The sequence below is a fragment of the Sorangium sp. So ce321 genome (genome assembly GCF_051530195.1).
Classification (GTDB): domain Bacteria; phylum Myxococcota_A; class Polyangia; order Polyangiales; family Polyangiaceae; genus Sorangium.
In genome coordinates this window covers 4,712,292-4,736,946 of sequence record NZ_CP150329.1, presented here as the reverse complement: position 1 = coordinate 4,736,946, position 24,655 = coordinate 4,712,292, and the positions used below count along the sequence as shown (strand labels likewise).

Below are 24,655 nucleotides of genomic sequence, written 5' to 3'. Positions count from 1 at the left end.
TGCCGGCGCAGTTTTATGGTGAACCGTATAAAATTGGCGTACGCAAGAAGGCCTGACATGCAGCAGTCGCTCACGCCGCACCGCGCCATCACCAGGACGCTCAGCGCAACGGCAATCGCGGTCGGACGCGCGGCGCCCCGCTGCCTGGCCGCGGTCGCGTCGCTCGGGCTCGCGGCCTGCGAGCAGGGGCCGCTCGACGCCGTCGAGCTGACGCCGACGACGTTGACTCAGGGCATGGTCGCCTACTGGACGTTCGACGAGGGCGAAGGGACGGTCGTGACCGATCGGTCCGGCAACCGGCACGACGGCGAGCTCACCGGCGGCACGTGGGTGGCGGACGGCCGCTTTGGGCAGGCGCTGCACTTCGATGAGGGCGAGTTCATGACGGTGGGCGAATTCCCGAAGGCCACCTCGAGCTGGACCGTCTCGGCGTGGGTTCGCGTGCTGACCGACGAGCCCCCTGCCGACGACACCCTGAGGACCGTGATCAGCACGGAGAACACCGGTGGATGGGAGCTCAACATCGATTACGACGGTGAGGCGCGGGGCATACACTTCGGGTTCTGGAAGGGGCCCGAAATCAGCGACTATCACAGGATCCTGTGTCCTTGCCTGGAGCTCCAGCGGTGGACGCACGCCGCCGGGGTCGTCGACGGCGAGGCGCTGGCCATGAGCCTCTACGTCGACGGGCGCCTCCACAGCACCGAGCCCATCGAGCGGACGATCTCGCCCGGCCCTACCAGCCTCTACGTCGGTCGATGGCCGCAGGAGGGTCGGCTCCTCGTCGGGGACGTCGACGACATCGCGATCTACAGCCGAGCGCTCGTCCCGGCGGAGATCGCCGAGCTCTCCCAGCACTCCGCCCCGGCGGAGGTCGAGGCGGACGTCTCGACGGGCACCACCTACAACCTTGTCGGCGTCCAGAGCGGGCGCTGCGTGGACGTCGACGCCGCCGTATCCACGGCCGACGATCTCGTCCTGCAGCTCTGGAATTGCAACGGCGGCAATAACCAGCAGTTCCGCTTCGAGGCGGTGGACGGCGGGTATTACCGGATCCGCAACGTCAGCAGTGACAAGTGCCTCGACGCCCGCGGCGCGTCGACCGCCGACGGCGCCGTCATCGTCCAGTACACCTGCCACGGCGACCCCAACCAGCAATGGTCCGTCACCGAAGTCGGCGGCGGCGCCGTCCGCATCACGTCGCGCCTCAGCGGCAAGGTCATCGACGCTTACGGCGCCCCGCCCGCCAACGGCACCGCCCTCTTCCAGAGGGCCTCCAACGGCGGCACCAGCCAGCAGTTCAGGCTGAGTCCGGTCGGCACCGGCACCGACGCCGGCGCGGGCAACACCAGCGGCCCCGAGCCGTGACGCCCGGCGCCTCTCCGCAGGCGTGGAACCTGCTCGGCACCATCGACAGCCTGTGCGCGCGGCGGCGGCCAGCGCGGGCGACGACGCCCTGGAAGATCTCTCCCCGGGCGCGCGGCGCGACGCCGCTCGTCCTCCGATCACAGCCACCCCACGAGGCTGAGGCTGCCGAGCAGCGCCGGGCGCGCGCCGTGCGCCGCCTCGGTCTCGACGAAGCGGACCACCGGATACGGGTGTGCGACGAGCGCGTGCGCCTCGACGACGACGTCGATCCGCTGCACGATCCCGAACTCGACGCCGGCGCCGGCGTCCGCGGCGAACGCCCACTGCGCGCTGTGGGCCCCCCGGTACGGCCACGACGCCTCGCCGTCGACGGCGACGTGGAGCGCCCCGAGGCCCACCGAGAACCTCGGGCGCAAGCGCAGCTCGGGCCAGGGGAGCGCCGCGAGCTCGACGAGCCCGAACCGCTGCTCCACGGTCGCGCTGCCCTGCGGCCCAGCGACGCGCGGCGCCGTCCCGAGCCCGGCCAGCGAGAGGCGCCCCTCGATCGGACCGGGCGGCGCGAAGCGCAGACGCGCGACCGGGAGCAGCGCCGGGCCGATGCCGCCCGGGCTCGCCAGGAGCCCGCCCCCCAGCTCGACGCCCCACATCGATCGGCGCGACGGCTGATCGAGCGACCGCTCTGCCTGTCCAGACACCTGTCGGCTCGCGTTGCTCGGGGGCGGCGCGGCGGCGGGCGCCGCGGAGCGCCGCGAGGACATCAGGAGCTCGAGCAGGCTCGCGCGGAGCAGCTCGACGGCGCGCACCGCGAGCACCTCGGCGATATGCTCCCGCGCCTCGCCGCGCGTGTCGATCCGCCGCACGAGCGTCTTGTTCGTCCGCGGGTCGACCACCCAGAGCTCGGCGGCCTGACCATCCGGCGCCAGGAACAGCCCGATCAGGGCCGCGGAGCCGGCCTGCTGCCCGGCGTCGTCCATCGTCGGCCGGGGGGCGGAGGCCGACTGCGCATCGAGGAGCTCCACGTCGAATCCATCGGCGACGAGCTCCCCGCGGATGCGGATCAGCGCCTCGGAGACCGACGGATCGGCGGGGCCGGGCTGCACGAGGACCACACGCGCAGGCTCCCCCGACGCCGCGGGGCTCGCCGCACAGAGGAGGAGCGTGAGGGCCCCGGCCAGCGCCTGCGCCCGCGCGCACCTCACGGCGTTCGAGCGAGGGCCCGCGCTGCCTGTGCGTAGGTTCCGCCAGGGAACCGGCGCAGGTACGCCCGCGCGACGGTCTCGGCCTGCGCGTCGCCGTGGAGCCGCTGCACGATCACCATCTTGCGCCCGAGCGCTTCGGAGGCGTAAGCCCCCTGCGGAGCCTCCTTGAGGTAGGTCTCGAACCACGCGAGCGCCGCGGCGCCTCCCTCGTGGGTCTCCGCGAGGCGGCCGAGCAGGAACGCCGCATCCTTGCCCCGTTGCGTCGCCGGAAAGCGCCGGCGCTGCGCGAGGAGCGCCCGCCGCGCGATGTCGTTCCGCCGCGTGTAGCGCGCCGCGTCCGCGAGGACCGAGAGCTCCTCGTTGCTGCTCTCGGCGAGCGAGGCGTCGAGCCCGCGGCGCTGCGCCTCGTCGACGATGACGTCGAGCTTCCCGGCCGCGAGCTTCCCGGCCCAGTCGCGCCTCGGCTCGGCCGCGGGCGCCGCCGCGGTCGTCGGCTCGGCCGCGGGCGCCCCCGCGGTCGTCGGCTCGGCCGCGGTCGTCGGCTCGGCCGCGGTCGTCGGCTCGGCCGCGGGCGCCCCGAGCGGCTCCGGAGCCGGCGCTGCGCTGGGCTCCTCGGCGCGGTCGGACGACGACGGGGCGGGCGCCGGCGACGCCTCCGCGCCCTGTTGAAGGTCGAGCTCGCGCAGGAGCACCTCTCCCGTGCGCTGCCGCAGGGTCAGCCACTGCCCGGCGCGCACCGCGATCGGCTTGCCGGGTAGCGGCCCGCTGACGACGACGGCGCCGTTCTCGAGCCGCAGATCGAGGCGCTCGTCCTCCGGCGCCCAGGAAAGCGCGAAGGCCGTCCCGGTCACGGTCACGAGGAACGGCCCCGCATCGAACAGCCACTGCGCCTCCGACCGATGGACCACGCGCGCGTGGACCTCTCCCCGGTCGAGGGCGACCCTGGCGCCCTGCTCGTTCACCGACACGATGTGCGCGCGCGCCATCTCGGCGAGCTGAACCTCGGTGCCGTCGGAGAACCGGACCTTCGGGCGGCTCGATGTGTCCGCCTGGACGGAGCCGTCCTGTTGCACGGCGCCGCCCTCCACCTCGTAGGAGAGCCGATCGGAGCGCGTTCCTCGCTGCCACCCGTTGATACCGAGCAGGACCGCGGCAGCCACGGCGAGCGCGAGCGCTCCGCCCCGGAGGGGCGACAGCTGGAAGCCCCGGCGCCTCGCCGTCCGCTCCGTCACGCGAAGCAGCCCCTGGACACGCTGCTGGGGAGACATCGCGCCGAGCGACCGGCGAGCGAGCTCGACCGCGCGCGCGGCCTGCGGGCTGAGCGCCGCGTCCTTCTCCTCGTCAAGCATCATCCCGCGCCTCCCCTCTCATGCAGTAAGCGGCGAGGGACATGTCCTTCTCGACCTCGGACGACACGCGCTCCGTCGCCCGGCTGAGCCTGCGCTTCACGGTGGCCAGCGATACCCCGGTTGCCTCCGCGATCTCCGGCAGGCTCATCCCCTCCATGTGGCGGAGCACGAACGCGGTCCGGTCGTCTGCGCTCAGCGTGTCGAGGATCGCGTAGAGGCGGCCCAGCGCCTCGCGCGCCTCGCTGTCCGCCGGCTCGACCGCCCGCTCCGGGAGCTCGGCAGTGTCCGAGAGCTGGAGGATGCGCCGCACGCGCCTGCGGCGGAGCTCCCATTTCAGGAGTCGAACGGTCACCGAGAACACGAAGCTCCCCAGCGCATCGGGGTCTCTCAGCCCGGATGCTCTGGAGAACACGCGAACAAAGACCTCCTGGGTGACGTCCTCTGCGTCGGCGCCGGGCCCGAGCACGCGCGCGACGATCCGGAACACCTTGGGCGCATGTGCGTTCCACACCGCGGCTGCCGCCCACGGCTCCCCTGCCATGAGCGCGCGAGCCACCTCGCTCTCGTCAGTACCGCCACGACCTGACGGAGCGATGGCAAGGCTGGCTCTACGCACAACGTCATCGCTCCGAGGGCTCGTGACTTTCGCAGATCGGTCGTGATGAGCGAGCACAGTACCGAGCCGAGGTTCCCGGTGCAAGGCGGTCAGCGCGCACGGCCGGGGAGGTCGTTCCGGCAAGCTGCCCTGGTCCCACCACGGGTGTGGTGCGATCGTCGCCGCCCCCCTCGGAGGCGCCGCGCCGTCGATGACCTTGAGTGGAGTCAACATCGCATCGGACGCTCCCGAGCTGCATTGCCCGGATGCCCTGCACGGCGACCACCACGGAGGTCCGCGGAGGTCGCAAGGGTCCCGGTGGGTGCTTCGACCCAGCCAGCCAGGCGCACGTCTGTCAGGCAGTAGCGGCGCGCCCTCGAACCGGCTCATCACGGGAGGAATAGCGCGAGAACGGAAGATTCCCGTCGTGAAGGCGGAAACGACGCGGCGCGGGAGGAGAGGAACGCGCGGCGCGGGCTCAGCCGCGGCGCGCGGCCTCGAGGACGCGGAAGGTCTGGTCGGCGCCGGCGCCGGGCTTGCGCCGGGTCCCCCACCCCACCGCGGCGCGGTAGCTCCCGAGGAGCCCGGACGAAGAGAGCTGCTCCTCGTCCACCGGGACGGGCCGCTCGGCCTCCGGCGCCACGTAGAGCGCGTCCACCGGGCAATACGCCTCGCACATGAAGCACGTCTGGCAATCGCCCTGGCGCGCGATCACGGGCGCGCCCCCCGGGACGCGATCGAACACGTTGGTGGGGCAGACGTCGACGCAGAGATCGCACCCGATGCACCGGGTGTCGCTGACGAGCTCGATCATGGCGCGTGCGCCTCCACGGCGGTCGCCCCGGCGGACACCGGCGCGGGCGACTCGGGTCGCACCCACACCTGGTCGAGCCCCCCGGTGATCAGCCGGCGCTGCTGCGCCGGATCCTGCCCCGGGTGGTCCTTGTGCTTGTGCATCCCGCGCGTCTCGGTGCGCGCGCGCGCCGCGTTGAACATCCAGCGCGCGGTGGCGACCATGGCCGCGCCCTCCCGCGCCCTGACCGCCTCGCGCACCTCCGCCGCGGGCCGGGCCTGCCGCACGTCGCGCCAGAGCGCGTCGAGCCGGTCGAGCGAGATCGCGAGCCCCCGCTCGGTGCGGAAGAGGTTCTTGTCGTACGGGAACACCTCGTCCTGCACCGACCGGATCACCCCCTCGGCGTCGAGCTGCCGCGTCCCGCCGGCGGCCGGGAGCGCCGCGCGGCCGGCGCCCTCCACCTTGCGCTGGCCGGCGCGGGCGCCGACGCCGCGCGCGAACACGGCGGCTCCCTCGCCGGCCCACTGCCCCGACGAGATGGCCCACGCGGCGTTGTGGCTGCCGCCGCCCGTGAACCCGCCGCAGATGAGCTCCCGCGTGGCGGCGTCGCCCGCCGCGTAGAGCCCCGGCGCCGACGTCGCGCAGGCGTGGCTGGTGATGCGGATCCCGCCCGTGCCGCGCACGGTGCCCTCGAGCCGCAGCGTGACCGGGAAGCGCTGCCGGAAGGGGTCGATCCCGGCGCGGTCGAACGGCAGGAAGAAGTTCGGCTGGGCCTTGCGCATCCACGCCTGGAGCGCCTCGTCGGCCTTGTCGAGCTGGGCGTAGACGGGCTGGGTGAGCAGGGTCTCCGCGATCACGGACCGGCCGCGCGCCGAGCCGGCGCCCTCGATGACCCGCCCGTCCTCGTAATAGAACGTCGCCCAGTTGTAGAAGAGGGTCTTGGTGACCGACGCGAAGGCCGGCGCGATCGCGTACGCGTTGGAGAACTCCATGCCTGACATGTCGGCGCCCACCTCGGCGGCCATCAGCCCGCCGTCGCCGGTGAGCACGTTGGTGCCGAGCGCCTTGCTCAGGAACGCGCAGCCGCCGGTCGCGATGACCACGGCCCCGGCCTTCACCACCCACCGGTGCCCGAGCTGCCGGCAGACGCCGGCCGCGCCGGCGACCGCGCCGCTCGCGTCGACGAGGAGCTCGAGCGCGGGGCTGTGATCGAGGATGCGGACGCCCGCGAGCTTCACCCGGTTGCGCATGAGGCGCATGTACTCGGGCCCTTGCAGGCTGCGGCGGACGGGCTGGCCGCTGTCGTCGGTCGGGAACGGGTAACCCCAGCTCCCGAGGTCGTTCACGCTGGTCCACGTCTTGTCGAGCACGCGGTCCATCCAGCCGCGGTCGGCGAGGAAGCCGCCCAGGCCCTCGCGGCTCGCCTTGGCCGCCTCGCGCGCCTCCTGGACCGGGGGCACGTACCACACGCCGACCCCGGACGGCGCGGTGGCGCCGCTGCTGCCGCAATAGCCCTTGTCGGCGAGCACGACGCGCGCGCCCTTCGCCGCCGCGGCGAGCGCCGCCCAGGTCCCCGCGGGCCCGCCGCCCAGGACCAGGACATCGGTCTCCAGCGTCAGCGTGTCGCTCCCGTCGAGGACGCGTCCGACCTCTCCCTCAGGCTCCAGTACCTCGCTCATGATTGGACGACTCCCTTGCTCAGGCCAACCGACATGGAATGCAGCGCACATGCCATGGCGCGCCCACCGGGCCTTTCCCGCGGGCGGCGTCGCTGGTTGCTGGTGAGGCACCAGGGCTTGCTGATCGGGTGCTGCTCTGCGCGCACTCCCGCGCTCGCGCGCGCGTCCGGCGTACACGAGCGCGCGCGGCAGCGACGAGCGCGCGCGGCAGCGACGTAGCGCGGGGCTCACGCTGGCTCACCGGAGCTCGAAGCCCATCGACGAGAGCGCTGCGCGCAGCCGATCGCGCCCGCGCAGCGCCTGGGCCGACTCGACGCGCGCGGCCGAGTGGCGGCTCCAGCTCCCCTGCACGCCCATGCGCTCCTTCGCGTAGAAGCGCTCCATGAGCCGGTCGTAGGCCTCGAGCGCGCCCACGCTTCCATCGAAGGCGCCGTAGCGCTCGTGGTGCAGGACGACCTCCTGCGAGAGCCGCGGCTTGATGCTCGCGGGGGTCGCCGGGTCGGGCCAGCCGACGCACAGGCCGAAGGTCGCGAACACCTGCGGGGGCAGCCCGAGCTCGGCCGCGACCGCCTCCGGGTGGTTCCGCAGCGCGCCGATGTAGACCGTGCCGAGGCCGAGCGACTCGGCCGCGACCAGCGCGTTCTGCGCGGCGAGCGCCGCGTCGACCACCGCCATGACGAACATCTCGAGGTAATCGAGCCCCTCGTGCCCGACGCCCCGGTGGCTGGCGAGGTCGCCGAGCCGCCGCAGATCGGCGAGCCATACGAGGAACAGCCCGCAGTCGCGCACGTGCGCCTGGCCGCCGGCGAGCTCCGCGAGGCGCCGCCGGCGCTCGGGGTCCTGGACCGAGAGCACGCTCCAGAGCTGCAGGTTCGAGGAGCTCGGCGCCGACTGTGCGGCGGCCACGAGGACCTCGAGCGTGCCCTCCGGCAGCGGCTCCTGCACGTAACGGCGCACCGAGCGGTGGCCGAGCAGGGCCTCGATCACCGCGTTCCACTGCTCGAAGCGGGGCGCGGCTCCCTCGCCGCCGTATCGCTCGCCAAAGTGCTCCTGGGCGCGGTTGCTCATCGGATGTGCTCCTCCTGTTCGTCGATCTCTCCGGGCGCGCACCGGGCACGAGACGTGAATCACGGCCTCGACACAGGCGCCCGGGTGCTGCCGGCGAGCCCAGGTGCCGCGGCCACGGCGCGTGACGCTCCGAGGAGGCGAGGCCAACCAGGCTCATCCTATATAACGGACGATTATTCTGTTAAAACGGACATGTCAATACGCCGCCGAGGCGCAACGCGAGCGCGGGTTGCGCTGTGGTGTGGCGAATGTGGCGAAAAAGAGAGCAGACGAAGAGCCCGTTCGCCGCGATCCGCGCGTGAGCTGCCCTGATTTCCCGCGCTGAAACGCGTCGAGCGCGGTGGCTCGCTCGCACTGGTCCGATCCTGGCATTAGACCAGGCTTATGAAATTTTCCGTTGTGGCTCTAGCTGGGTTTGGCCTCGCCGTGCTCACGACGGGGTGTGGCAAAGAGGAACGAGCGCTCGCGGAGGAGCGCTCGGTGCAGCCGGCGGTGGTCGAGCAGCGCGCGGTCGATCCGCCGCTCGTGGCGACCGAGATGGCTGTGCCCGGCGACCTGCCGGCGTTCGTCGTGACGGGGCGGGCCGGCGCATGTCCGCGGATGATCTTCCTGCACGGCATGTGCGGGCACGGGCTGGGCTACGTGCAAGCCATGCAGGGGGCGGCGCGGGAGCACGGCGGGGTGCTCGGGCTCCAGGGCAACATCCCCTGCGGCGGAGACGGCGTGTTCAGCAAGTACTCGCCCAACCCCGAGGAGCAGGACGGCCGCATCCGGAGCGCGCTCGCGGCGTGCGACGGCGAGGCGGAAGATCTCGTCGTCATCGGCTACTCGCAGGGGGCGTACATCGCGGAGCGGCTCGCGGAGCGATGGCCGGAGCGGTACTCGCGGCTCGTGCTCATCGGCGCGCCCACGACGGCCTCGGCCGCGCGCCTCCGGGGCATCCGGGGAGCGGTGACGATCAGCGGCGAGTTCGACGCGAAATACCGCATGAAGGAGGGCGCGAGCGGCCTGATGGCGGCGAAGATCCCGGCGGTCTATCGGGAGATGCCCGGAGCGCGCCACGGAGAGATGCCGGACGCGGAGCGGGTCATGGATGAGGCGCTCGACTGGCTCGACGCGAACGCGCTGCCGCGCCGCTGAGCGCCAGGCCGGGGGTCGTCCCGCGTGTGCTATGGAGCTCGCGCCCATGGTCGAACGTGCATTCTCTGGGGCGTCGGAGGCGAGCGCCGTGCAGGCGCCTTCGAGCGCCGCGACGTCGAACGAGGCAGGGAGCGCCGCGCTGGATCCGGACGAGCCGCTCGGCGCCCTCAACCAGGCCTTCCTCGACGCCTACGCCGCGCGCCGGGAGGCCGTCCTCGCCAGCATCGAGCCGATCATCGCCCAGATCGACGACCGGCTCATCCTGCGGCGCGGCGGCCAGCGGCTCGAGGGCCCGGCGCGCACCCGGCGCTACCACGAGCTCAAGGTGATCGCGCACGTCCCCCTCGCCGTGCACGCGCTGCTGTCCGGCCGGCGCGGCGTGCTCGACGGCGGCGCGCGCGGCCGGCTCGCCGCGCTGCGGGAGCGCATCACCGCGGCCGCAGGCGACCTCGACGGCCGCGGCTTCACCCCGGAGCAGCTCGCGCGGCAGCGCCGGATCCTCGACGCGTCGCTCGCGCTCCTCGACGAGGCGATCGCCGCGGGCGGCGCCGCGCCCGAGGCGCTGACCGCCTTCAGCCGCGCGCAGACCCGGGACGTCCTGCTCAACGCCGAGGACGCGGCGCGCGACCAGATCGAGACGATGCACGCCACCGTCGAGGGCTGGAAGCAGCAGATGGCCCCGGAGGAGCGCGACCGGCTGCGGGCGGTGGTCGCCGTCTCGCACATGGCCCGCCCCGGGAACGTGGCCGCGCAGTACTTCTCGGTGACGCTGGGAGAGACGTGGCAGGGCCGCTTCGATCAGGAGGGCCTGCGGCCCGGCAAGCGCGTGCTGACCGCGGAGGCGACGTTCGACGAGGCGGAGGCGTTCGCGCTGCTCGCCACGCACGCGCTCGACGCCGGCGTGGCCACGCGCTTCTTCGGCGAGGAGACCCGGCTCGCGCGCGACATCCTGGCCGACGCGGCGGAGCAGATCCTCGCCGGGATGTTCCACAAGGAGCCGGAGCCGCCGGCGCAGCCAGCGGAGACGTAGCCACCTCGCCTGCTGCGCGACAACCTCGGCCCGACGCGCGCGGGGCGCTCGCGCGCTCGGGGCCGCGCCCCTGGCTCAGTCCTCCCACACGTCGATCCGCGGCAGCCCGCGCGCGTCGCAGGCGCGATCCACGATCGACTGGATGAGCTCGGTCTTGGCCCTGGTGTACGCCAGGCCGTCGCGGCGGTGCTCGCGGGCGAGCCGCTGCTTCAGCGCGCCGTAGGCGCGCGCGTCCTCGGGGTGGGCCTGCAGGTGGTCGCGGAACAGCCGCTCTTTCCGCTCGTGCCATGTCGCGTGCTCGACGATGTGCAGGTGGAACGCGCACGCATGCCCTGGCGCGCGCTTGCGCAAGAAGAGCCGGTTGCGCATCCCTGCCGGCGTGAGCTGATAGCCGAGCTCGCGCAGGCGATCGTGCGCCGCGGAGGCCTCGTCCAGCCGCTGCACGGCGGCCATGATGTCGATCACCGGCTTGGCCTCCAGCCCGGGGACGGCCGTGCTGCCGATGTGCTCGATGGCGATGAAGAGCGCGCCCGTCGCCCCGAGGAGCGCCTCGCGCTCTGCGCCGTACATCCCCGGCCACGCCGGGTCATGGGGCACGACGGCGATGTCCGGCTCGGGCTCGTCGGATGAGGTGGTCATTGCCTGGCTCGTCTCAGAATCGGTAGCGCAGCAGCCGGCCCATCCGCATCTCGGCGCCGAGCTCTTCTCCCCTGAGTCTGAAGATCGCAGTGGAGGCCCTGCTCGCCATCGGGCGAGGTCCTGTCCTGGGCCGCTCCCCCGGGAGGACCGCTGTCCGCGCTACCGCCCGCCGTTGTTCGGCGACGCCGCCCCGGCCGCGGCGCGGCACCGCTCGACGTCCTCCCAGAAGGTCGGGTACGTCTTCGCCACGCAGGCGGGGTTCTCGATCGTGATCCCGGGCCGGCACAGGCCCAGGATCGCGAAGCTCATCGCCATGCGATGGTCGCTGTAGCTGTGCACCAGCGCGGGCGTCAGCGGGCGCGGCTCGACGCGGAGCCAGTCGTCGCCGTGGGTCACCTCCTGCCCGAGGCGGCGGAGCTCCGCGACCGTCGCGGCGAGGCGGTCCGTCTCCTTGATCCGGATGTTCGCCACGTTCCGGATCGTCGTCGGCCCGTCGAGGAGCGGCGCGATCGCCGCCAGCGTCATGACCGTGTCCGAGATGTGGTGCATGTCGACATCGATGCCGCGCAGTCGACCGTCGCCGCGCACCGTCGTCGCGCCCGCCTGCTTGCTCACGCGCGCGCCGGCTTGCTCGAGCAGCTCGACGAACCGGTAGTCCCCCTGCAACGCGCCGTCGCCGAGCCCCGGCACGGTGATGGCGCCGCCCGCGGCCGCGGCGAGCGCGAACGGGTAGCTCGCGGACGAGGCGTCGGGCTCGATCGGGTACGCCCGCGGGCGGTACCCCGCGGCGGGATGCACCGTGAAGCCGCCGGCCGCCTCGTCGATGCGGCCGCCGAAATCCGCGACCATGCGGCGCGTGATCTCGACGTAGGGGCGGCTCACCAGCTCGCCCGCCACGCGCAGGTCGATGGCGGACTCGGCGAAGGGGCCGGCCATCATCACCGCCGAGAAGTACTGGCTGGAGCGATCGCCGCGCATCGTCAGGGCGCCGCCCTTCAGCCGGCCGCCCCGGATCCGGAGCGGCGGGCAGCCGGTCGGGCACTCGACGTCGGCCCCGAGCTGCCGCAGGCCATCGACAAGATCGGCGATCGGGCGCTTGGCCATGTGCTCGTCGCCGACGAGCACCACCTCGCCGGGCACGAGGCACGCGAGCGCCGCCAGGAAGCGCACCGTGGTGCCGCTGTTCCCGATGAACAGCTCGCGCTCCGGCGCGCGCAGCCGGTGCCGCCCCCCCTCCACCACGAGCGTGCTCGGCCCGGCGTCCTGGATCCGGATCCCCAGCGCCTCCAGCGCGGACCGCATGTGCCGCGTGTCGTCGCTGTGGAGCACCCCCTCGAGCGTGCTCTCGCCGTCGGCCAGCGCCGCCAGCACGAGCGCGCGGTTCGTGATGCTCTTCGAGCCGGGGACACGCCAGGTCAGCTCGGGGGGCGATGAGAGGGGGACGATGGACAGAGGACCGGCGGGGATCATGGGGGCGGCAGACTAGATCTTCGCGGCAGCGCTGGCTACGTGCGGCAGGAGGACCGTCGTGTTACGCGCGAGCCCGCCGCGCATGCCGGGCCCCTGTGCTGCCCTGAACGTCGGGGCTTCGCCGCGCATCACACCGCGCAGGCCCGCGGCTCGGCGCCATCGACGCTCCACAAGCGTGCTCTCTCCTCGTCGGCTCGCTCTCGAGGCTCGTCCGCCGAGGCCACACGCACAGACCCCCCTCCACGATGCCCTCGTTGCTTTCTCGCCAGGTCCAGCCCGAACGCCGCCGCGGCAGCCGCTGCCGCCGCGTCGCCGTTACCGTACCGGGGCTCTTGCTCACCGCAGCGCAGCTGACGACGGCCGCGGCCGCCGCTCCCGCGCAGCCCGCCGCCGCTCCCGCGCAGCCCGCCGCCGCTCCCGCGCAGCCCGCCGCCGCTCCCGCGCAGCCCGCCGCCGCTCCCGCGCAGCCCGCCGCCGCCACGGCGCGGGAGAGGGCGGCCGAGCACTATGCGAAGGCCCGGGCGTTCTACGACAGGCGCGACTGGTCGCGGTCGCTCGCCGAGTACCTCGCCTCGCGGCAGCTCTATGCGAGCTGGGCCGCGACCTCCGGCGCCGCGCTCTGCCTGACGCAGCTCGGACGCCACGACGAGGCGCTGGAGATGTTCGAGGCGCTGCTGCGCGACTTCGGCGACCGGCTGCCCGCCGCGGCGAAGGAGGCAGCGCAGCGCCAGCTCGACGAGCTGCGCCAGCTCGTCGGCATCCTCGAGGTCGACGGCGCCGAGCCGGGCGCGATGATCGTGGTCGACGGGCGGCACCGCGGCGAGGCGCCGCTCCCCGCGCCCCTCCGGCTCACCTCCGGCAGTCACTGGGTGCGCGTGTTCAAGGAGGGCTTCGAGCCGCTCGAGCAACGCATCGAGGTGGCGGGCGACCGGGTCGTGCGCGTCAGGGCGCGGATGCGGCCGCTCGCGCGCATGGGGCGCCTGCGGGTCGCGGAGAAAGAGGGCCGGCCGGTCGAGGTCGTGGTGGACGGCAACGTCGTGGCCAGGGCGCCCTGGGAGGGGCTGCTCGCGCCCGGCGAGCACACGGTCGCGCTGCGCGGAGAGGGCCGCGTCGGCACGCCCCCCGTGCAGGTCCAGGTGGAGGCGGACAGGGTCGTGCCGCTGACGCTCTCGGCCGAGGACCTCGCCGCGTCGCTGCGGGTCGAGCCGGTGCCGGTCAACGCCACCGTGGCGATCGACGGCGTGACCGTGGGCCGCGGCCTCTGGGAGGGGCGGCTGCGCGCGGGCGCGCACCGGGTGGAGATCGCCGCCCCCGGGTTCCTGCCAGAGTCGCTCCGCTTGATCCTCGGGCGCGATCACACGCAGGTCGCGAGCGTGACGCTGGAGCGCGACCCGAGCTCGCCCTTCTGGCGCAGGCCCGCGCGCCCGGCGCGCTTCGTCGTCGAGGCCGTCACGGGCGCGGTGCTCCTGCCCAGCTTCGGCGGCGGGGTCGCGGGCACGTGCATCCGCAGCTGCGAGGCGGCGCTCGGCACGGGCGGCTCCGCCGTGCTCCACGCGGGCTACGAGCTCGGCATGGGCCTCGGGCTCGGCGTCACCGCCGGCTACTTCGCGGCGACGCAGCGCCTCCACGGCCGCACCATGGAGGTCACCCCGGTCGGCCTGCCGCCCAACCCGGGCACCGTCGACGATCGGCTGGCGCTGCGCGGCGCGCTCCTCGGCGGGTGGCTCGGCTTCACGCTGCCCCTGGACGAGCGCATGCCGCTGCATTTCCGCCTCGGCGCGGGGCTCATCGCCGGTGCGCTGCTGGACGAGCGCACGAACGGCGCGTTCCGGGCGAGCGGCGGCGCGGCCTACGAGCTCGCGCCCTTCCTCCAGAGGCACCCGGCGCGCTTCTTCCACGCGACCCCCGAGGTGCGGATCGGCCTGCCGATCCACCGGCACATCGAGCTGAGCGCGGGCATCGCCTTTCCCGTGCTCGTCGATCTCCAGGAGCCCGAGTGGGACGCGACGCAGGCCGTGCCCGCGGGGAACGACGGCCGTGGAACGTTCCCGGTCGAGAGTCTCGCTGGTTCGGTGCTCGTCACGATCGTGCCCGGGATCGGCGCTCGTTACGAGTTCCACTGAGTAAGGACGGACGCTCGCTCGAGCGCTACTGACTGACAGAGATGAAGGGAATCGAGATGCCCATGGCTGGTTCGGCACGCCCACTCGGCCGGTGCGCGCTGGCGATCTGCTGGACTGTCATGCTGACCCTGCTGCTCGGTTGCAGCGAGGCCGCCGATCCGCTCGACGGGCGCTTCCTCAGGCGGCAGTTCCCCGAGCAGGCGGACGCCATCCTGCGAGGGCCCCTCGCCTTCGCCCCGGCGGGCGATGGTTTCGAGGCCCCGCAGCCGCTCGATGTGCGTCCGGACCGAGCCGGCGCGGGCGGGCTGCCCTTCCGGTTCCCGCGCGACGGCGATGGCGCCGTCCGCTTTTCCTTGCCGGACGGCTCCGAGGCGCAGGTGAGAGAGCTCGACGCGAAGGGCGCCGGCGAGATCGAGGAGGGCGCGGTGGCCTATGCGCGCGCGGGCGGGACGTCGTTCTGGACCGCCCTGGAAGACGGCTACGAGGAGTGGCTGCTGCTCGATCCGCGCGCGGTGCGGCGCGACGCGCCCGTGGCCACCTGGCAGCTCGACGGGGCCGCGCTGCGCCAGGACGGCGAGGCCGTGGAGGTCGCGGACGCGCGCGGCACGCCGCACCTCCGCGTGACGGCGCCCGAGGCCTACGCCGCGGGGGGGAGACCGGTCGGCGCGCGGCTCGTCGCGCAGGGGGAGCGGCTCGAGCTGTGGGTGGAGGCCGAGGGCGAGACCGTGCTGGTGGATCCGCGGTGGAGGCTCGCCAGGACGATGACCGTCCCCCGCGCCGATCACACGGCCACGCCGCTGCCGGACGGGCGGGTCCTCGTCGTCGGCGGCTATCATCGCAAGGAGGCGCAGGACAGCGCCGAGATCTTCGACCCGGCCTCCGGCGAATGGTCGATCCAGGGCTCGATGACCACCGCCCGCGCCGACCACACGGCCACGCTGCTGCCGGACGGGCGGGTGCTCGTCGTCGGCGGCGATACCGGCAGCGCCGATCTCGAAGGAGCGCTGGACAGCGTCGAGGTGTTCGACCCGGCCGCCGGCCAAGGAACCGGGTGGTCCACCGGAGCTCCCATGAACGCCGCCCACGCCGATCACACGGCGACGCTGCTGCCGGACGGGCGGCTGCTCGTCGCCGGCGGCTATGGCCCCGAAGGAATGCTCGACCGCGCCGAGCTGTTCGACCCGGACTCCGGCGTGTGGTCCTCGCTGGCCATGCTCACCGCCCGCAGGGCGCACACGGCGACGCTGCTGCCGGACGGGCGGGTGCTCGTCGCCGGCGGCGAAGGTCCTGACGGCGTGCTCGACAGCGCCGAGCTGTTCGACCCGGGCTCCGGCGTGTGGTCCCCGCTGCCTCCCATGCTCGCCGCCCGCAGGGCGCACACGGCGATGCTGCTGCTGGATGGGCGGGTGCTCGTCGCCGGCGGCGAAGGTCCTGACGGCGTGCTCAACAGCGCCGAGCTGTTCGACCCGGGCTCGGGGACATGGCTCGCCGTCAGGCCCATGGCCGCCGCCCGCGCCGACCACACGGCGACGCTGCTGCCGGACGGGCGGGTGCTCGTCGCCGGCGGCGCCGCCCCTGAAGGATCGCTCGACGGCGTCGAGGTGTTCGACCCGGGCTCCGGCAGGTGGCTATCGTTCCAATCATTGCAGAGGTCCCGGGCTGAGCACACGGCGGCGCTGCTGCCGGATGGGCGGGTGCTCGTCGCCGGCGGCTCCGTGCATGGAACGATCGACGACGCCGAGCTGCTCGACCCGGACGCGGGCATGTGGCGGTCCGTCGCCCCGCTGCGCACCCCCCGGGCGATGCATACCGCGACGCTGCTGCAGGACGGACGGGTGCTCGTCGCCGGCGGAAAAGGCGGCAACGGCGGCCCACACCCCGGAGGGCTCGTGGACATCACCGAGGTGTTCGACCCGGACTCCGGCACATGGCACGTCGTCGGCCCCATGGGCCAGGTCCGGCTCCAGTACACGGCAACGTTGCTGCAGGACGGACGGGTGCTCGTCGCCGGCGGTTACGAGATCATCGATGAAGCCGGCGAAATTCGATTGCTGAATCACGTCGAGCTGTTCGAGCCGGGCTCCGGGACCTGGCAGCCGGCCAGCCCCATGAACGCCGCCCGGCACTCGCATACCGCGACGCTCCTGCAGAATGGACGGGTGCTCGTCGCCGGCGGCCGCACTGGAGAGGGGAACGGATTTCTCGACAGCGCCGAGCTGTTCGATCCGGCTTCAGGCAGGTGGATGGTCCTCGAGCCCATGCTCGCTCCGCGACAGGTGCACACGGCGACGCTGCTGCTGAACGGGCAGGTGCTCGTCGCCGGCGGCTATGGCCCAGATGGAATGCTCGACGGCGCCGAGGTGTTCGACCCGGCTTCAGGCGGGTGGCTGCCCCTCGGGTCCATGATCTCTGCACGTGCGGAGCACACCGCGACGCTGCTGCCGGACGGACGGGTGCTCGTCGCCGGCGGTTTCGACGCGGCGGGCACGCTCGACAGCGCCGAGGTGTTCATCCCGGACTCTGGCAGGTGGCTGCCCCTCGGGCCCATGCACACCGCCCGCATTTTTCACACCGCCACGCTGCTGCCGGACGGGCAGGTGCTCATCGTGGGCGGCGCCAATACACAGGCCTCCACCCTGCAGCCGAACACCGTCGAGGCGTTCGATCCGTCCTCCGGGACGTGGTTCCCACTCGAGCCCCTGCCCTTGGGCCGGTATAAGCACAGCGCCACGCGGCTGAAGGATGGCGGGGTTCTCGTGGCCGGCGGCGGCGCTGACGTGTCGTTCGACAGCGTCGTCGTCTTCCGCCCGATGCCGGACAGCAGCCCCTGCGCTGCGGACGTCGAGTGCAGCAGCGGCCACTGCACCGATGGCGTCTGCTGCGAGCGGGTCTGCGACGTCTATCTCTGCGAAGCGTGCTCGGCGCTCCGGGGCGCCTCCGCCGACGGCGTCTGCACGTCGCTCCACCCCGACTACGCGCCGTTTGCCTGCTCGCCGCAGACCGGGGAGCAAACGAGGCCCTGCAAGTCGGTCCACCACTGCGCCGACGGCTTCGTCTGCGATGCGGGCGGAGAGTGCGTCCTGCCGCCGCAGAACGGCGGGTTCCGCGACAAGGGCGGCTGCCACCTCGCCATCGCGACGGCCGCGGAGCCGGCGGGGCGCGCGCCCGCGGAGCTCGGCCTGCTGACGCTCGCAGCCGTCTCGGCGGCGCTGCGCCGGCGCCGCAGGTGACGGCCTCGGCGGCGCTGCGCCGGACGCCCCCAGGTGACCGCGTCCGGCGCCCCCGCGAGCTCCCTGGCCCAGGAGCCGGGCGCCGCTCACCGCGGGACGCTCCCCGTCACGTCCGGCCGGTTCTTCATGAGGTCGAGCAGGTTGTCCGCTTCCGTGCGGTAGTCGTGGATGCCCGTGCCGTTGCCCCAGCGCCCGGAAGCGAAAGACGGAAACGGCAGCAAAGCAAGCCTCGATGCTGCGCGCGAGACCGCTCACAGCACCATGTGTGCAGCAGGATAGTAGAAGGGGCGGGAAGGACTTTGTAAAGACAGCTTACACGCCGCTCTCCTCACCCCAGTCCCCTGCCGCCGCCCACGACATCGTCTCCGTCGACCGCGCCAGCCCGAACCGCCCGTCCCGGTCGACCGCGATGACACCGCCGGTCATGTCGAGCCGCTCCGCCAGGTGCGCGATGATCCCCCTCGCGGCGTCGACCGCGCTCTGGCCGGCGCGCATCCGCTCCGCGGCCGAGTGCGCCACCGCGAGCCGGATCATCCCCTCGCCGTAGCCGGTCGTCGACACGGCCCCGGCCTCGTCGTCGGCGTACGTGCCCGCCCCGATGAGCGGAGAGTCCCCTACCCGCCCGACCCGCTTGTTCACCGTGCCGCCCGTGCTCGTCGCGGCGGCGGTGAGCCCGCTCGCGTCGCGCGCCACCGCCCCGACCGTGCTGCCGGCCCACGAGGTCGCGCGGCCCGCGCCCCGCTGGGCCGCGGCGAGCGCCTCCCGGGCGGCCTCCGTGATGAGCGCGGCCTCGCCCACGGGCGAGAACCCCTTCATCCGCGCGAACCGCGCGGCGCCGTGCGCGGCGTAGAGCACGTGCCGGCCGTCCTCGAGCGCCGCGCGCGCGATCGCGATCGGCTCGGCGAAGTCCGAGAGCGCGCAGACAGCGCCGGCCCGCAGCCCGCGGCCCTCCATGATCGACGCGTCGAGCTCGACGTGGCCCTCCTCGTTGAGGCACGCGCCCGTGCCCGCGTTGAAGAGCGGATCGTCCTCGAGGACGCGCACGGCGCGCTCGACCGCATCGAGCGCGCTCCCGCCCGCGGCGAGCACGCGCGCCCCGGCGCGCGCGGCGACGAGGCACCCCGCCGCGTGCAGCGGCCTCCGCTCGGGAGCGACGTTGCCCGCGCCGCCGTGGACCAGGATGGAGCGCTGTCCGCCGCGCCCGCCCAGATGATGGATGACGTGCTTCACGGTCGCGGCACGGTACCGCGGCGCGCGCCCGGAGGTCCACGCCGGCCGCCGCTCACTCGGGCGGGAGCGCGCTCCGCTTCGCCTTCAGATCGTAGGCCATCCCGCACGGCAGCGCCGCGAAGACCGGCGCGACGCTGAGCTCGCCGGCCACGAGGTCCTCGCAGCGCGATCCCGCCGTGGGCGTGAACTCGTAGGAGAGCGTCGCCTCGAACCGCCGGACGTCGTCGCTCGTGCTGCCGAGCTCCCCGCGCGCCCGGTCGTGGCGCTCCACCGAGCACGGCAGCCCCGGCGGCGCGTCGCCGCTGCGCATGTCGACCACCACGCGCCCCTGGATCGAGAAGCCAACCTCGTCCTCGTCGAGGACGCCCTCGAGGACGCCGGCGCCGTTGTCCCAGAACAGGGCGCCCTCGCCGCGCGCGAGCTCGACGTCGAACTCCCACAGGCGCGTCGCGCCGAGCGTCCCCTCGCCGCACGTGTTCGCTGTCTGTGTCCCGACCACGTGGAACGCACCGAGCGCGGTCCCCGGCCCCTGCGCGGCCTGGTCGCCGAAGGCGTCGGCGCACGCGGGCAGCACGGGCAGCATGGGGAGCAACGCGAGCAGCAGCATCCGCATCGACGCCGCCTACCAGACGGCCGAGGCGCCGGACAAGAAAGAGCGCGCTGGCCACGGGGCCATGGAAAGAAAAAACGGGCCGGGTGCTTCGCTCGCACCCGACCCGTCCCGTGGGCCTCTACCGGAGGCCTTCTGGACCCCGCTTGATCCCGCCTGTGCGGCGCCTCCCCTGCCCCATCGCGACGAGCGATTGACCCCGGAGCACCGGTGAGAACCGTTCCCGGAAGACCTGAGTCTTCCACGATTCTCTCTCTACCGGCCTCGCGGAGGTCGCGATGGCTTTCAACAGGTTGCTAGGCGCCGGACCTGGCCGAGCGCGGAGGCGTCTCGCAAGGCCCCGATGGCCCTGCGTCACGCTCCACGAGGGTCAGCTGTTCCCAGCCTCCGGTATAGAAGAGCCACTGGTACTGTGCATGGTGTCCATCCCTCCTCCGGCGTGCCGGCACCCCGCGCCGGATCGAAAGAGATCGTCCGGCATGGCAGGGGTGTTCGATTGCGGATCAGCGGAGAGCCCGCCGATCTGGTATCGACCTCGGTACCACGGTGCTCCGCGGCAGGACCATCCTGGAGCTGACGCTCCGTCCGAAGCCGAGGACCAGCCTATCATCGCTGTTCAGGCGAGCAAGGGGCTCACGCACCGAAACATGCAAAGCGACTCACTTCCTTTTTTTCGGGTGCTTTCCCGGTTGCGCAGCGACCAGACGGAAGCGCGCGCAGGGTAGCTTGACGGGACTCGACGCCGCGCGACCAAACGGGACGACACGACGAGCGCTCCGACGGAACGCCGGCGAGGATGGCCGCGCGGCGAGCTCCGCCGCGCGTGCGGCGCGGGCGGCGCGTCAACAGCGCCGCGGCGGGGCCGGGCGCCCGCTACACGTGCACGAACCAGCTCGCTTCCTCGCTCTCCGGCAGCGCCGTCGCGAGGACCGCGAGCATCGCGTCGATCTCCTCCTTCGTGTGCACGCCGCTGCGCAGGATGGCCGCCGGGCCCTCGCCCGCCGGCACCACGACGGACTCGACGGCGAGCGCCGTCTCGACGCCGTACCCGTAGGACGCCAGCGTCACGACTGCGGTGGCCTCCCGGTCGTCGAGCAGCCGGCGGATCGTCATCGTGCGCCGCACGCGCTCGCTGTCCTCGGCCCACGACGCAAGCCACGCGCGCGTGGCCTCGTCGAGGCCGACGAGCACGAGCTGCGCGGGCGGCATCGCGTCGGGATCGGCGGCGGCCACCGCAGCGCGGTGGAAGCCCCGTACCTCGCGGCACCACAGCGGCGGCGCGCCGTCGACCCGGACGAGGAAGCCATAGGGGCCACGAGCCCCCTCTCGCTCGGAGCCCCCCGAGGAAGCGGAAGAGAAACTGTCGTTCGACACGAAGGGAGACGATACACGAGCTCTGCTCGGCGGAGGAAGCCCGCTCGATTGCGCAGCACGTCGAACTGACACGGCTCCGCCCTGGTCACATGCGGTACCTGGGTACGCTCGCTGCTTGCTCCTCGCTGTTCGCTGTTCGCAAGGTCCTCGCAGGGTTCCCACGGTTCCCACCGTTCCCACCGTTCCCGCAACGAGACCGCCACACGCCCTGGATTTCGGCTAAGGTGGCGCCCGCCTCCCCCGTGGAGCCCGTCCGGGACGGGGTGCGCTGTGCACCTACGGCGCCGCCCCTCCCGACAGGCTCCAGCCCGCAGCGCGGGTCGGGGCGGCGGCGGCAGCGCTCGCCGTCGGGCACGCCGGCGCGGCACCCGGCGCAGAGGCTCGCCGGCGCGCGCTCCCCGTCACCCTCGATCCCGATCCGACACGCAGGCCATGAAGCTCACGTCACAACAAATCATCGAGATCGTCACCGCGTTCTGCGCCTACTTCGGCGTCGCGTACGCGCTCAACTCGTTCGCCCCGCCGCGCTTCCGCGTGCTGGCGCGGTACGGCTCGGTCGCCGCGGGCGTCGCGCTGTTCTTCTATGGCCTGGATCGGTACATCGACGAGCACGCCCGCGCCGTGGACCTCGCGAAGGTGCTGATCGCGATGGGCGCCGCGCTCTGCGTCTTCTACGAGACGCAGCGCGAGGGGATGCGCCGGCCGGTCGCGGAGCGCTGGAAGCGCTTTGTCGGCGTGGCGCTCGGGATCGCCGCCATCATCTGCTACTTCAACGGCTTCCGCTTCGGGTATCCCAAGTATTACCACCGCTGGGATCAGTTCCATTACTACATGGGGGCCAAGTACTTCCCCGAGATGGGGTACGACGGCCTCTACAAGTGCGCGCTGATCGCGCAGGACGAGCTCGGGCTCGTCACGTACACGAACGAGGACACCGGGCGCCCGGTCAAGCTCGACATGTCCAAGGAGGTGCGCCACCCGGACAAGAAGATCCGGAACCTCGGCGGCGACAACCTCCTCATGCCGGCCAGCGAGGTGCTCGCCAGCCCCGAGGTCTGCAAGGCGCACTTCGCCCCGGAGCGCTGGGAGCTGTTCAAGGCTGACGTGCAGTTCTTCCGGACGTCCTCGGACAAGGGCTACTGGGAGGACATGCAGAAGGACCACGGCTACAACCCGCCGCCGGTCTGGACGATCATGGGCAAGTTCTGGGCGGACCTCCAGCCGGCCAGCACGGGCTACCTCCAGTTCCTCGCCAGCTTCGATATTTTCTATCTGCTCGGGGTGTTCGTCGCCCTCTACTGGGCCTTCGGGTGGCGGGTCTTCGCCGTCGCGGCGATCTTCTGGGGCTGCCAGTCCTCCGCGCCGTTCTACTGGACCGGCGGCGCGTTCCTCCGGCAGGACTGGCTCTTCTACCTCGTCCTCTCGGCCTGCCTCATCCGCAAGCGCTACTTCAAGCTCGCCGGCGCGAGCATGGTCTACGCCGGCCTCTTGCGCGTCTTCCCGGGCCTGCCCGTGATCGGCTGGCTGACCGTCGCGGGGATTTACCTCGTCCGCCACAAGCGCATGGCGAGGTCGCACGTGCAGGTGCTGATCGGGGGCGTCCTCGCCGCCGCCGTGCTCGTGCCGCTGAGCATGAAGGTCTCCGGCAAGGACTCGTACGTGCAGTTCTACGAGCACACGCTCAAGGTGCACGACCAGACGCCGCTGACGAACCACATGGGGCTCCGCGTGCTCGTCGCCCACAAGCCGGGGACCGGCGTCGAGTCCGGCCGGATGAAGTACACGAAGGACACGAAGCTCGTCGACCCGTTCGAGGTCTGGAAGCGGATGCGCAACGAGCGCTACGCCAGGTACCGCTGGGTCGCCTACGGGATCATCGCCGCCAGCCTGGCCGGCTTCGTCTACGTGTGCCGGCGGATCCGCTCGCTCTGGGTGGCGCAGTGCCTGGCCCAGATCTTCGTCATCCTGCTCTCGCAGCTCACCTGTTATTACTACTCGTTCATGATCCTGAGCGCGCCGCTCACCCGGCTGAAACGGCAGATCGAGGTGCCCCTGTTCGGCCTGGCCGCGCTCAGCCAGTTCATCTGGATCACGTTCCACTATAACGACGACAAGTACACGGCGCTGACCGCGGTCTCACTCGCGTTCTGCTATTACCTGCTCTGCCTGTTCTCGGGTAAGCCGGCGCCGTGGTCGCGGCGCGACGAGCCCGCGAGCGCGGACGACGCGAAGCCGGCGGCCCAGCAGGCCTGAGGCGCTCGACCCTCCGCGCCGGGAGACCTCGACGGCGCACCCCCGCGATGCCTGGAAGCGAACGATGACGGACGTAGTGCGAGAGCATCCTGAAGAGCCCGGCGACCTCCAGGGAGACGGCAGCCGCGCGAGCGACCCCGGGGCGCCGGCCGACCGGGACGACAGGCCGCCCCGGCGCGGCGACGAGCGGGCGGTCCACGCGTTCCGGAAGGTCCCGCGGACGGGCGTCATCTACGTGACGACCGAGGCCGCGCGCCTCGGGTTCGCGCCGGGCGCCGACGAGGGGCCGGACGGCTGGTGCAACCTCGGGCAAGGTCAGCCGGAGACCGGCCCGCTGCCGGGCGCGCCCGAGCGCTGCGGCGCGGTGCCGATCGCCGGCGACGACCAGGAGTACGCGCCGGTGGCCGGCCTGTGGGAGCTGCGCGAGGCGGTCGCCTCGCTGTACAACCGCGCCTACCGGCGGGGCATGCCGTCGCGCTACACGGCCGAGAACGTCGCCGTCTCGGGCGGGGGCCGCATCGCCCTCACCCGCGCCGCGGCGGCGCTCGGGCAGATCAACCTCGGCCACTTCCTGCCCGACTACACCGCGTACGAGGAGCTGCTCGACGTCTTCCGGCTGTTCTCGCCGATCCCGATCCTGCTCGAGGGCGAGCGGGGGTACTCGTTCTCGGTCGGCGACCTCCGCCGCGAGATCCTCGGGCGCGGGCTGAGCGCGATCCTCGCCTCGAACCCCTGTAACCCGACCGGAAAGCACGTGCGCGGCGAGGAGCTCGCCGCCTGGGTCCGCACGGCGAAGGAGCTCGATTGCGCCCTCTTGCTCGACGAGTTCTACTCGCACTACATCTACGGGATGGGCGACGTGGCGCCGATGGAGAGCGCCGCGCGCTACGTCGAGGAGGTCGACCGCGATCCGGTGGTGATCTTCGATGGTCTGACGAAGAACTGGCGGTACCCTGGGTGGCGCGTGACCTGGACGCTCGGGCCGCGCGAGGTCATCGAGGCGGTCGCGAGCGCCGGCAGCTTCCTCGACGGCGGCGGCTCGAAGCCGATGCAGCGCGCCGCGGCAGAGCTGCTCACCATCGAGCACACCCGCGCCGAGACGACGGCCATCCACCGGACGTTCTCGCGCAAACGCGAGCTCCTGCTCGCGGGGCTGCGCAAGCTCGGGGTGACCATCGACGCGGAGCCCGAGGGCACGTTCTACGTCTGGGGCTCGGTCGCCGACCTGCCCCCCGGGCTCTCGGACGGGCACGGCTTCTTCCGGGCGGCCCTCGGGGAGCGGATCATCGTCGTGCCAGGCGAGTTCTTCGACGTCAACCCGGGCAAGCGCCGGGCGGGGCGGCCGTCGCGGTTCCGCCATCACGTCCGCTTCTCGTTCGGCCCGAGCGAGGAGGTCCTGGTCCGGGCGCTCGGGCGGCTCGAGCGCATGGTAGGCGAGCGTCGCCGGGCCTGACACCGGCGGCGCCGCGCGGCGGAGCGGGAAGACGGCGCCGAGCGCCAGGTCT

General features: G+C 72.8%; 19 protein-coding genes. 7 read left to right on the top strand and 12 right to left on the bottom strand.

Annotated features, from left to right (window positions below; genetic code table 11):
- Positions 1 to 57: 57 nt before the first annotated feature.
- Positions 58 to 1,368, top strand: a complete 1,311-nt coding sequence (locus tag WME89_RS18015; RefSeq protein ID WP_438010353.1) for an RICIN domain-containing protein — start codon at positions 58 to 60, stop codon at positions 1,366 to 1,368.
- Positions 1,369 to 1,505: 137 nt separating this feature from the next.
- Here WME89_RS18015 and WME89_RS18010 read toward each other — a convergent pair whose 3' ends face one another.
- The 6 genes from WME89_RS18010 to WME89_RS17985 form a co-directional block, all read right to left on the bottom strand.
- Positions 1,506 to 2,477 (bottom strand): hypothetical protein, encoded by a 972-nt coding sequence (locus WME89_RS18010; protein ID WP_438010352.1) that lies wholly within the window; start codon positions 2,475 to 2,477, stop codon positions 1,506 to 1,508.
- A gap of 86 nt (positions 2,478 to 2,563) precedes the next feature.
- Positions 2,564 to 3,919 carry a FecR domain-containing protein gene (locus tag WME89_RS18005; protein WP_438010351.1) on the bottom strand — a complete coding sequence of 452 codons (1,356 nt, stop codon included), beginning with the start codon at positions 3,917 to 3,919 and terminating at the stop codon, positions 2,564 to 2,566.
- Positions 3,909 to 4,472, bottom strand: coding sequence for an RNA polymerase sigma factor (locus WME89_RS18000; protein ID WP_438010350.1), 564 nt, complete (start codon positions 4,470 to 4,472; stop codon positions 3,909 to 3,911). The genes WME89_RS18005 and WME89_RS18000 overlap by 11 nt, the downstream gene beginning before the upstream one ends.
- A gap of 517 nt (positions 4,473 to 4,989) precedes the next feature.
- Positions 4,990 to 5,325 carry a 4Fe-4S binding protein gene (locus WME89_RS17995; RefSeq protein ID WP_437310600.1) on the bottom strand — a complete coding sequence of 112 codons (336 nt, stop codon included), beginning with the start codon at positions 5,323 to 5,325 and terminating at the stop codon, positions 4,990 to 4,992.
- The gene (locus tag WME89_RS17990; RefSeq protein ID WP_438010349.1) at positions 5,322 to 6,983 is read right to left on the bottom strand and encodes an FAD-binding protein; all 1,662 of its coding nucleotides are present in this window, start codon (positions 6,981 to 6,983) and stop codon (positions 5,322 to 5,324) included. The genes WME89_RS17995 and WME89_RS17990 overlap by 4 nt, the downstream gene beginning before the upstream one ends.
- A gap of 237 nt (positions 6,984 to 7,220) precedes the next feature.
- On the bottom strand, positions 7,221 to 8,051 hold the full coding sequence (locus WME89_RS17985) for an NADPH-dependent oxidoreductase (protein ID WP_438010348.1): 831 nt from the start codon (positions 8,049 to 8,051) through the stop codon (positions 7,221 to 7,223).
- 399 nt (positions 8,052 to 8,450) lie between these two features.
- On the opposite strand from WME89_RS17985, the gene WME89_RS17980 reads away from it, so the two are divergent.
- Together WME89_RS17980 and WME89_RS17975 are read left to right on the top strand one after the other, a co-directional pair.
- Positions 8,451 to 9,191 carry an alpha/beta hydrolase gene (locus WME89_RS17980; protein WP_438010347.1) on the top strand — a complete coding sequence of 247 codons (741 nt, stop codon included), beginning with the start codon at positions 8,451 to 8,453 and terminating at the stop codon, positions 9,189 to 9,191.
- A 46-nt stretch (positions 9,192 to 9,237) separates the two neighbouring features.
- On the top strand, positions 9,238 to 10,221 hold the full coding sequence (locus tag WME89_RS17975; RefSeq protein WP_438010346.1) for a hypothetical protein: 984 nt from the start codon (positions 9,238 to 9,240) through the stop codon (positions 10,219 to 10,221).
- A 75-nt stretch (positions 10,222 to 10,296) separates the two neighbouring features.
- Here WME89_RS17975 and WME89_RS17970 read toward each other — a convergent pair whose 3' ends face one another.
- Together WME89_RS17970 and aroA are read right to left on the bottom strand one after the other, a co-directional pair.
- Positions 10,297 to 10,860 carry a GrpB family protein gene (locus tag WME89_RS17970; RefSeq protein ID WP_438010345.1) on the bottom strand — a complete coding sequence of 188 codons (564 nt, stop codon included), beginning with the start codon at positions 10,858 to 10,860 and terminating at the stop codon, positions 10,297 to 10,299.
- Positions 10,861 to 11,019: 159 nt separating this feature from the next.
- Positions 11,020 to 12,330 (bottom strand): 3-phosphoshikimate 1-carboxyvinyltransferase, encoded by a 1,311-nt coding sequence (gene aroA / locus WME89_RS17965; protein ID WP_438010344.1) that lies wholly within the window; start codon positions 12,328 to 12,330, stop codon positions 11,020 to 11,022.
- Positions 12,331 to 12,584: 254 nt separating this feature from the next.
- Between aroA and WME89_RS17960 the strand changes: the two genes are divergently transcribed.
- Together WME89_RS17960 and WME89_RS17955 are read left to right on the top strand one after the other, a co-directional pair.
- A complete protein-coding gene (locus WME89_RS17960; RefSeq protein ID WP_438010343.1) occupies positions 12,585 to 14,453 on the top strand; it encodes a PEGA domain-containing protein in 1,869 nt (622 codons plus the stop codon).
- Positions 14,454 to 14,572: 119 nt separating this feature from the next.
- Positions 14,573 to 17,683: a kelch repeat-containing protein gene (locus tag WME89_RS17955; RefSeq protein WP_438010342.1), complete on the top strand. Its 3,111-nt coding sequence runs from the start codon at positions 14,573 to 14,575 to the stop codon at positions 17,681 to 17,683.
- Positions 17,684 to 17,769: 86 nt separating this feature from the next.
- On the opposite strand, the gene WME89_RS17950 is transcribed toward WME89_RS17955, so the two are convergent.
- From WME89_RS17950 to WME89_RS17935, 4 genes are all read right to left on the bottom strand, one after another.
- On the bottom strand, positions 17,770 to 17,904 hold the full coding sequence (locus WME89_RS17950) for a hypothetical protein (protein ID WP_438010341.1): 135 nt from the start codon (positions 17,902 to 17,904) through the stop codon (positions 17,770 to 17,772).
- Between the two features lie 91 nt (positions 17,905 to 17,995).
- Positions 17,996 to 18,913, bottom strand: a complete 918-nt coding sequence (locus tag WME89_RS17945) for an isoaspartyl peptidase/L-asparaginase (protein ID WP_438010340.1) — start codon at positions 18,911 to 18,913, stop codon at positions 17,996 to 17,998.
- Between the two features lie 52 nt (positions 18,914 to 18,965).
- Positions 18,966 to 19,526: a hypothetical protein gene (locus tag WME89_RS17940; protein WP_438010339.1), complete on the bottom strand. Its 561-nt coding sequence runs from the start codon at positions 19,524 to 19,526 to the stop codon at positions 18,966 to 18,968.
- An 870-nt stretch (positions 19,527 to 20,396) separates the two neighbouring features.
- Positions 20,397 to 20,897, bottom strand: a complete 501-nt coding sequence (locus WME89_RS17935) for a hypothetical protein (RefSeq protein WP_437310589.1) — start codon at positions 20,895 to 20,897, stop codon at positions 20,397 to 20,399.
- Positions 20,898 to 21,329: 432 nt separating this feature from the next.
- Between WME89_RS17935 and WME89_RS17930 the strand changes: the two genes are divergently transcribed.
- Together WME89_RS17930 and WME89_RS17925 are read left to right on the top strand one after the other, a co-directional pair.
- Positions 21,330 to 23,150: a hypothetical protein gene (locus WME89_RS17930; protein WP_438010338.1), complete on the top strand. Its 1,821-nt coding sequence runs from the start codon at positions 21,330 to 21,332 to the stop codon at positions 23,148 to 23,150.
- A 64-nt stretch (positions 23,151 to 23,214) separates the two neighbouring features.
- Entirely contained in the window at positions 23,215 to 24,603 is a 1,389-nt protein-coding gene (locus WME89_RS17925) for a pyridoxal phosphate-dependent aminotransferase (RefSeq protein WP_437665709.1), read from the top strand.
- Positions 24,604 to 24,655 lie beyond the last annotated feature (52 nt).

Coding starts and splice junctions, on each gene's coding strand:
- WME89_RS17925 (WP_437665709.1), top strand. CDS start 23,215: ATGACGGACGTAGTGCGAGAGCATCCTGAAGAGCCCGGCGACCTCCAG.
- WME89_RS18015 (WP_438010353.1), top strand. CDS start 58: ATGCAGCAGTCGCTCACGCCGCACCGCGCCATCACCAGGACGCTCAGC.
- WME89_RS17940 (WP_438010339.1), bottom strand. CDS start 19,526: ATGCGGATGCTGCTGCTCGCGTTGCTCCCCATGCTGCCCGTGCTGCCC.
- WME89_RS17975 (WP_438010346.1), top strand. CDS start 9,238: ATGGTCGAACGTGCATTCTCTGGGGCGTCGGAGGCGAGCGCCGTGCAG.
- WME89_RS17990 (WP_438010349.1), bottom strand. CDS start 6,983: ATGAGCGAGGTACTGGAGCCTGAGGGAGAGGTCGGACGCGTCCTCGAC.
- aroA (WP_438010344.1), bottom strand. CDS start 12,330: ATGATCCCCGCCGGTCCTCTGTCCATCGTCCCCCTCTCATCGCCCCCC.
- WME89_RS17985 (WP_438010348.1), bottom strand. CDS start 8,051: ATGAGCAACCGCGCCCAGGAGCACTTTGGCGAGCGATACGGCGGCGAG.
- WME89_RS17995 (WP_437310600.1), bottom strand. CDS start 5,325: ATGATCGAGCTCGTCAGCGACACCCGGTGCATCGGGTGCGATCTCTGC.
- WME89_RS17930 (WP_438010338.1), top strand. CDS start 21,330: ATGAAGCTCACGTCACAACAAATCATCGAGATCGTCACCGCGTTCTGC.
- WME89_RS18005 (WP_438010351.1), bottom strand. CDS start 3,919: ATGATGCTTGACGAGGAGAAGGACGCGGCGCTCAGCCCGCAGGCCGCG.
- WME89_RS17970 (WP_438010345.1), bottom strand. CDS start 10,860: ATGACCACCTCATCCGACGAGCCCGAGCCGGACATCGCCGTCGTGCCC.
- WME89_RS17955 (WP_438010342.1), top strand. CDS start 14,573: ATGCTGACCCTGCTGCTCGGTTGCAGCGAGGCCGCCGATCCGCTCGAC.